The sequence below is a fragment of the uncultured Senegalimassilia sp. genome (assembly GCF_934632265.1).
Taxonomy (GTDB): Bacteria; Actinomycetota; Coriobacteriia; order Coriobacteriales; family Eggerthellaceae; genus Senegalimassilia.
In genome coordinates, this window is the sequence record NZ_CAKTYH010000103.1 from 1 (window position 1) to 6998 (window position 6998).

Genomic DNA, 6998 nt, shown 5'->3' on the forward strand with positions numbered 1-6998 from the left:
GGAGCGGGCCGATGCCAAGCGTCACCAGGCCGAGGCCGAGCGCGCCCGTCGCGAGGCCGTCGAGCAGGAGCGCGCCGCCCGCGAGGCCGAGCGCGCCAAGCGCGCCGAGGAGGGCGGCTCCGCTGCCAAGCCCGCGGCGGTCAAGCCGCAGGCCAAGAAGGTGACCAACAACCCCTTCGAGAGCCTGGCAAGCCAGATCGAATCCGAGAAGGAGCGCGTGGCCCGCGAGGCCGCCGAGCGCAAGGCCCGCGCCCGCGCTGCGGCCATGGCCAAGGAAGTCGCCAAGAAGCAGGCCGTCGAAGAGGCCCTGCGCAACCGCAATTCCAAGGGCACGGCCCACAAGCCGGCGGCCGCCGCGCCCAAGCGCCAGGCCCCGGTGCTCGGCACCCGCAAGTCCAGCTTCGATAGCCTGCTCTCCCAGATCGAGTCCGAGAAGCAGCGCATCGAGAAGCAGAAGGCCGAGCAGCCCGCACGCGGCGCGGATGCCAACAAGCAGCAGCGCGGCGCCCGCAAGCACGGCAAGAAGGGCATGCACGTCGAGCAGCACGTGCCCGAGCTCGAGCAGCAGGCGTCGGGCGAGGACCGCTACGCCCAGATGGCCGTGAAGGCCGAGGAGCTGCAGCGCGACAAGGTGCTCGCCGAGGCGCGCGCCGCCGTCGCCGCCGCCAACTCCCATGAGGGCGAGGGCCGCCGTAAGAAGCGCAAGCAGAAGCGCGAGGCCGAGGCCCGCGAGCGCATGGAGATGGAGGCCATCGAGCGCGGCCTCGATCCCAGCCTCGTGCTCGACGATTCCGTCGTCGAGATCCCGCAGGGTTCCACCGTGGCCAAGTTCGCCGAGCTTCTCGGCGTGCAGCCCAACGACGTCATCAAACGCCTGTTCATGCTCGGCCAGGTGCTCACGCTCACGCAGTCCATGTCCGACGAGCTCGTTGAGCTCATCGCCGACGACATGGGCCGCAAGGTGCGCGTCGTGTCCCCTGAAGAGGAGTTCGCTATCGTCTACCACGACAGCGACGAGGACCTCAAGCCGCGTCCGCCCGTCGTCACCGTCATGGGCCACGTCGACCACGGCAAGACGTCGCTGCTCGACGCTATCCGCCACACCGGCGTCGCCGAGGGCGAGGCCGGCGGCATCACCCAGCACATCGGCGCCTCGGTCGTGCGCATCGGCGATCGCCAGATCACCTTCATCGACACGCCCGGTCATGAGGCCTTCACGGCCATGCGCGCTCGCGGCGCCCAGGTGACCGACGTCATCGTCCTGGTCGTCGCCTCCGACGACGGCGTCATGCCGCAGACCATCGAGGCCATCAACCACGCAAAGGCCGCCAACGTGCCGATCGTGGTCGCCGTCAACAAGATCGACAAGCCCGGCGCCAACCCCGACCGTGTGCGCCAGGAGCTCGTCGAGTACGGTGTCATCCCTGAGGACTGGGGCGGACAGAACATGTTCGTCAACGTCTCGGCGAAGAAGAAGCTGCACATCGACGACCTGCTCGAGACCATCCTGCTGCAGGCCGACGTGCTCGAGCTTCGCGCCAACCCCGATGCGCTGGCTTCCGGCTTCGTCATCGAGGCCAACCTCGACAAGGGCCGCGGCCCTGTTGCCACGGTGCTCGTGCAGCGCGGCACGCTGCATCCGGGCGACACCGTCGTCGCCGGCACGTCCTATGGCCGTGTCCGCGCCCTGGTGGACCCGCGTGGCCAGCATGTCGAGGGCGCCGCGCCTTCCTACCCGGTTGAGATCCTGGGCCTGAACAGCGTCCCGGTCGCCGGCGACGAGTTCCGCGTGTTCGAGGACGAGCGCGATGCCCGCAAGCTGGCGGAGGAGCGTGCGCTGCGTGCACGCTTGGCCGAGCAGGAGACCAAGTCGCACATGAACCTGGACGACCTGTTCAACCGCATCGAGGAGGGCAAGCAGACCGACCTGAACCTCATCGTGAAGGCCGACGTGCAGGGCTCCATCGAGGCGCTGCGCGACGCGTTCAACAAGATGGACCAGTCCGAGGTCAAGATCAACATCGTGCACTCCGCGGTCGGCGGCATCACCGAGACCGACGTTACGCTGGCTGCGGCCTCCGACGCCATCATCATCGGCTTCAACGTGCGCCCGACCGGCAAGTCCAAGCAGCAGGCTGAGAAGGAGAAGGTCGACATCCGCCTGTACCGCGTCATCTACCAGGCCATCGAGGACATCAACGCGGCTCGCGTGGGTCTGCTCAAGCCCGAGATCGTCGAGGAGGACACCGGTACCGCCGAGGTTCGCGAGACCTTCAAGGTCCCGAAGGTGGGCACCATCGCCGGTTGCTACATCACCGACGGCGAGCTGCACCGCGACGACAAGATCCGCCTCGTGCGCGAAGGCACCGTCATCTTCGAGGGCGAGCTTGCATCCCTGAAGCGCTTCAAGGACGACGTGAAGGCCGTCAAGCAGGGCTACGAGTGCGGTATCGGCATTGCCGGTTACCAGGACCTCAAGGTCGGCGACACCATCGAGGGCTACACCATCAAGGAAGTTGAGCGTACCGAGTAATCAGCGTAGCCGCCTGCGAAGGCGGCACGCCCTCGGCGCATGAAAGGGCTCCGGTGCTCGAACCGGCCCGGTCCGCAAGGCAGGTACCGTGCGTACCCGTCTTGCGGTGACGGGGCGGATTCGAGGCCGGAGCCCTTCTCGCTACCTTCGAGGTGCCCTATACTTCATGTATCCAAACCTGACCCTTCAGAGGAGCTGTATCTATGAAGCAAGGTTCCACCAACCGTAAAGTAAATCAGCAGGCGCGCGAGGTCATCGCGTCCATCCTGCTCTTCGAGATTTCCGACCCGCGCTTGTCGCTCGTCACCATCACGGGCTGCGAGGTCAGCTATGACCGCAGCGTCTGCAACGTCTTCTATACCGCCGATCGCGGCGAGTACGCGGACGTCGCCGCGGCCTTCGAGAAGGCCTCCGGCCGCATCCGCTCGCTCATGGCTCGTCAGCTTTCCTGGCGCGTCGCACCGGCGTTGCGCTTTATCTTGGACAAGTCCGTGGACGAAGCCGAGCGCATCGCATCGGCGCTCGAGCGCGATGCCGAGCGCAATCGCGAGTCTGCCGCCATCGCCGCTGAGCGCGAGGCTATCGAGGCAGCTGAAGAAACCGACCAGGAATAGCGGAGGAGCGCCGCTATGACCGTAACCCCCCAAACGAATTGCACCCTTGAGCAGTTGGCTGCTGCATTGCGTCCGCTCGACGATTTCGTCATCTGCGGCCACGTCAGCCCCGACGGCGATTGCCTGGGTTCCCAGCTCGGTCTTGCAGCCGCGTTGCGTCAGCTCGGCAAGCGCGTGACCTGCGTGCTGGTCAAGGATGAGCCTATCGAGGCGAACCTTGCCCAGCTGCTGCCGGGAGCCGCCGATATGGTGCCGGCATGCGAGTACGATGGCCCGGTCGGCGCGTTCGTCGGCGTGGACGTTCCCACGCGCGAGCGTATCGGCCAGGCGGCGTGCGGCATCCTCGACCGTGCGGCGGCCTCGTTCACCATCGACCACCATGCGGTCGATGAGCGCATGTGCGAAATGGCCTACGTGGACCCCGATGCCGCTTCCACCACCTTGCTCATCTGGGAGCTTGCGGGGCTGCTGGGCGTTTCCCGTTCCGGCGACCTTGTTACGTGCTGCTACACAGGCTTGGTCACCGATACCGGGCGCTTCCAGTATCAAAACACCGACGCGCGTTGCATGCGCTTGGCCTCGCAAATGGTCGAGCAGGGCGCCGACCCGGCATCCATTTCGCGCGCGGTATTCCAGAACCGCTCGCTTGCCTCTATGCAGCTTGAGGCCCAGGCGATCTCGCGTGCGGAGTTCCATGAGCGGGAAGGGTTCGCCATCAGCTACCTCACGCTTGAGGATTTTGCGCGCTTCGGCGCCGTCAAATCGGACGCCGAGCCGGTCATCAACGCGCTGCGTTCCATCGCCGGCGTCAACGTCGCCTGCATGCTTCGCAAACATGAGGATTGCATCCGCGGGAGCCTTCGCGCTAAAGATGATACCGATGTCTCCGCTATCGCCCGCAGCTTCGGCGGCGGCGGGCATGTTGCCGCGGCAGGCTTCACCATGCATGGCAGCATGCAGGAAGCCGTCGATCAGGTTCGTGCGGCGCTGCAAGAGGCGGTGCGCGCCAGGTGAAGCGAGGAGAATCCGGGCTGTCGCTCGTAGTGGGCGTCGACAAGCCCAGCGGCATGACGTCGCATGACGTCGTCAATCGCTGCCGCCGCATCTTCGGCGAGAAACGCGTCGGGCATACGGGCACGCTCGATCCGCTTGCCAGCGGCGTGCTGCCCATCTGCATTGGGCCCGCCACCAGGTTGGGCGCATACCTCACCAGGCATGATAAGGCTTATCGGGCCACCATCGCGTTCGGCGTGGGAACCGATACCGACGATTGCGAGGGCACGGTGACGCGTACCGGCGAAGCGCCGGTGGAAGTCGGTGACCGCAGCTTTGCCGAGCAAACCGTAGCCAAGATGCTCGGGCCTCAGAAGCAGATGCCGCCGGCGTATTCCGCCATCAAGGTCAACGGCAAGAAATCCTACGAGGCCGCTCGTGAAGGCCATATCATCGAGCTGACTCCGCGCGATATCGAGGTGTATTCGGCTAAGCTCATAGCCGTTCGTCCGGGTGTAGGCGAGCAGCTTCCCGAGTGGGACGTGGAGTTCCGTGTTTCGAAGGGCACCTATATCCGCGCGTTGGCGCGCGATCTGGGCCATAAGATCGGCTGCCCGGCACATCTGTCTGCGCTGAGGCGCTTGGAGGTCGGCGGCCTCACGCTTGACGAATGCGTGCCGCTCGAGGCGCTCGAGGAGCTGAAGCTTCGAGCCGCCTTGGATCCGGTGCGGCTTTTGGGCGTGCGCTTCGCCTACGTCGAGGGCCCTGCTGCCCAGGCCGTCGGCAACGGCAACGCGCTTCGCGCGGCCGATTGCCAGCTGTTCGAGCGCAGGCGTACCACGGCCCAGGCCGAGATGTGCGCGTGCACCGCCGGCGTGCGCGAGAGCGCGCAACCGCCGCAAAAGGGCGAGGTTATCGCGGTCATCAGCCAAAACAAGGTTGTGGCCTTGTATCAGTACGACAGCAGGCGTGCATCGTTCAAGGCATGCTGCGTGTTTCAAACGGGGGTGCTTCGTGGCGCAGATCTTTAAAGCCGACGAAACGTTCGATCGCGGGTATTTCCAAGGAGCCTCATGCGCGTTCGGCGTGTTCGATGGCGTGCATCAGGGTCATCGGTTCCTGCTATCCTGCGCTCAGGATACCGCACGTGAAAACGGCGGGAAGTCCATCGCGCTCACGTTCGACATCGATCCCGACGAGATGTTCCATGCGCAGCGCCTTCGCAAGCTCATGTCGAACCAGGAGCGCTTGGAGATGCTTGCGCAAACCGGCGTCGATGCGGTGGTCGCCCTTCCGTTCACGCGTGAATTTGCGGCAAGTTCGCCCGAGGAGTTTTTGGTCCGCACGTTCGGCACCGGCGTTCCGGCGCATCTGCATGTGGGCTTCGATTTCCATTTCGGCGCGAAAGCCGCCGGCGCCGTGCCGGAATTGTGCGATTGGGCCGATAAGCACGGCATGCAGGTGCACGCGCACGATCTGAAAAGCGAGGACGGTGCGCCTATCACCGCCACGCGCATCCGCCTGCTGCTGGCCGATGGCAAGATCGACGAGGCGAATCATCTGCTCGGGCGCCCGTATTTCATGACGGGCATCGTGCGTCCCGGTCGCGGCGAGGGCGCCGATATGGGCATCCGCACCGCCAACCTCGAGGTCCCCGATCAGATGCGCCCGCTTTCCGACGGCGTGTACGCAGCGTATGCGCATGTCGATGGCAAGCGTTACAAGGCTGCGGTGAACGTGGGCGTGGCGGCGACGTTCGCCGATCGGGCCACGGCAACCTGCGAGGTCCACATCCTCGATTTCGATGGCGATATCTACGGTCAGTACATGAAGGTGGAGTTCATGAAGTGGCTCCGTCCGATGCGTGCCTTCGACGATATCTCCGAGCTCATCGCCGCCGTGCAGGCCAACATCGATTGGGTGCGCGAGAACCTGTAGCGTTTGCCGAGCGCCCCCTTCGTTTAAACAAAAAAAAGAAGCGACCCGATCGGGTCGCTTCTTTTTTAGCAGTGATATGGGCGGTTTCCCTTAGACGATGCCCTGGGTCATCATGGCGTCGGCGACCTTCAGGAAGCCGGCGATGTTGGCGCCCATGACGAAGTTGCCCTCATGGCCGTACTTCTTGGCGGTGTCGTCAACGTTGTGGAACATGCCACGCATGAGCTGCTCGAGCTTGCCGTCGACCTCCTCGAAGGTCCAGCTCAGGTGCTCGGCGTTCTGGCTCATCTCCAGGCCGGAGACCAGCACGCCGCCGGCGTTGGCAGCCTTGCCGGGCATGAAGGCCACGCCGTTTTCCTGCAGGTACTCGGTGGCGTCGAGCGTGGTGGGCATGTTCGCGCCCTCGCCGACCACCTTGCAGCCGTTGGCAACCAAGGCCTTGGCGTCATCAAGGTGCAACGTGTTCTCACGTGCGCAGGGCAGGGCGATGTCGCAGGGAAGCTGCCACACGCCGCGGCCGTCGCCCTCGTGCCAGGTGGCGTTGGGACGCTCGTCGACGTACATGGCCAGGGACACGCCCTTGTCATGGCCGGAGCGCTTCTTGTTGTAGACGTGCTCGAGCACCTGGTAGTCGATGCCGTCGGGATCTTCCACCCAGCCCTTGGTGTCGGAGCAGGCCAGAACCTTGCCGCCAAGCTGGGAAACCTTCTGGACGGCGTAGATGGCCACGTTGCCGGAGCCGTGCACGACGACGTTCTTGCCCTCGAAGGAATCGCCGTTGGACTTCAGGTACTCATCGACGAAGTACACCAGGCCGTAGCCGGTTGCCTCGGTGCGGGCCAGCGAGCCGCCGAAGGACAGGCCCTTGCCGGTGAGCACGCCGGTCCACTCGTTGCGCAGGCGCTTGTACTGGCCGAACA

Annotated in this window: 5 protein-coding genes and 1 pseudogene; 5 read left to right on the forward strand and 1 reads right to left on the reverse strand. The window is 65.1% G+C overall.

The features are described from left to right. The 5 genes from infB to ribF form a co-directional block, all read left to right on the forward strand. Positions 1-2533: translation initiation factor IF-2 (infB, locus tag Q0H50_RS07545; RefSeq protein WP_294421022.1), on the forward strand; the 2533-nt coding region annotated here is incomplete at its 5' end. A 203-nt stretch (positions 2534-2736) separates the two neighbouring features. Continuing rightward, positions 2737-3147: a 30S ribosome-binding factor RbfA gene (gene rbfA, locus Q0H50_RS07550; RefSeq protein ID WP_294421023.1), complete on the forward strand. Its 411-nt coding sequence runs from the start codon at positions 2737-2739 to the stop codon at positions 3145-3147. A 15-nt stretch (positions 3148-3162) separates the two neighbouring features. Further along, a complete protein-coding gene (locus tag Q0H50_RS07555; protein WP_294421025.1) occupies positions 3163-4161 on the forward strand; it encodes a DHH family phosphoesterase in 999 nt (332 codons plus the stop codon). Further along, entirely contained in the window at positions 4158-5171 is a 1014-nt protein-coding gene (gene truB / locus Q0H50_RS07560) for a tRNA pseudouridine(55) synthase TruB (RefSeq protein WP_294421027.1), read from the forward strand. The genes Q0H50_RS07555 and truB overlap by 4 nt, the downstream gene beginning before the upstream one ends. Further along, complete coding sequence (ribF, locus tag Q0H50_RS07565) at positions 5155-6078, forward strand: riboflavin biosynthesis protein RibF (RefSeq protein ID WP_294421031.1); 924 nt, start codon at positions 5155-5157, stop codon at positions 6076-6078. Before truB ends, ribF begins: the two co-directional genes overlap by 17 nt. Before the next feature lie 90 nt (positions 6079-6168). Here ribF and Q0H50_RS07570 read toward each other — a convergent pair. Next, a pseudogene (locus Q0H50_RS07570) lies at positions 6169-6998 on the reverse strand (NADP-specific glutamate dehydrogenase); the annotation flags it as partial.

Coding starts and splice junctions, on each gene's coding strand:
- rbfA (WP_294421023.1), top strand. CDS start 2,737: ATGAAGCAAGGTTCCACCAACCGTAAAGTAAATCAGCAGGCGCGCGAG.
- Q0H50_RS07555 (WP_294421025.1), top strand. CDS start 3,163: ATGACCGTAACCCCCCAAACGAATTGCACCCTTGAGCAGTTGGCTGCT.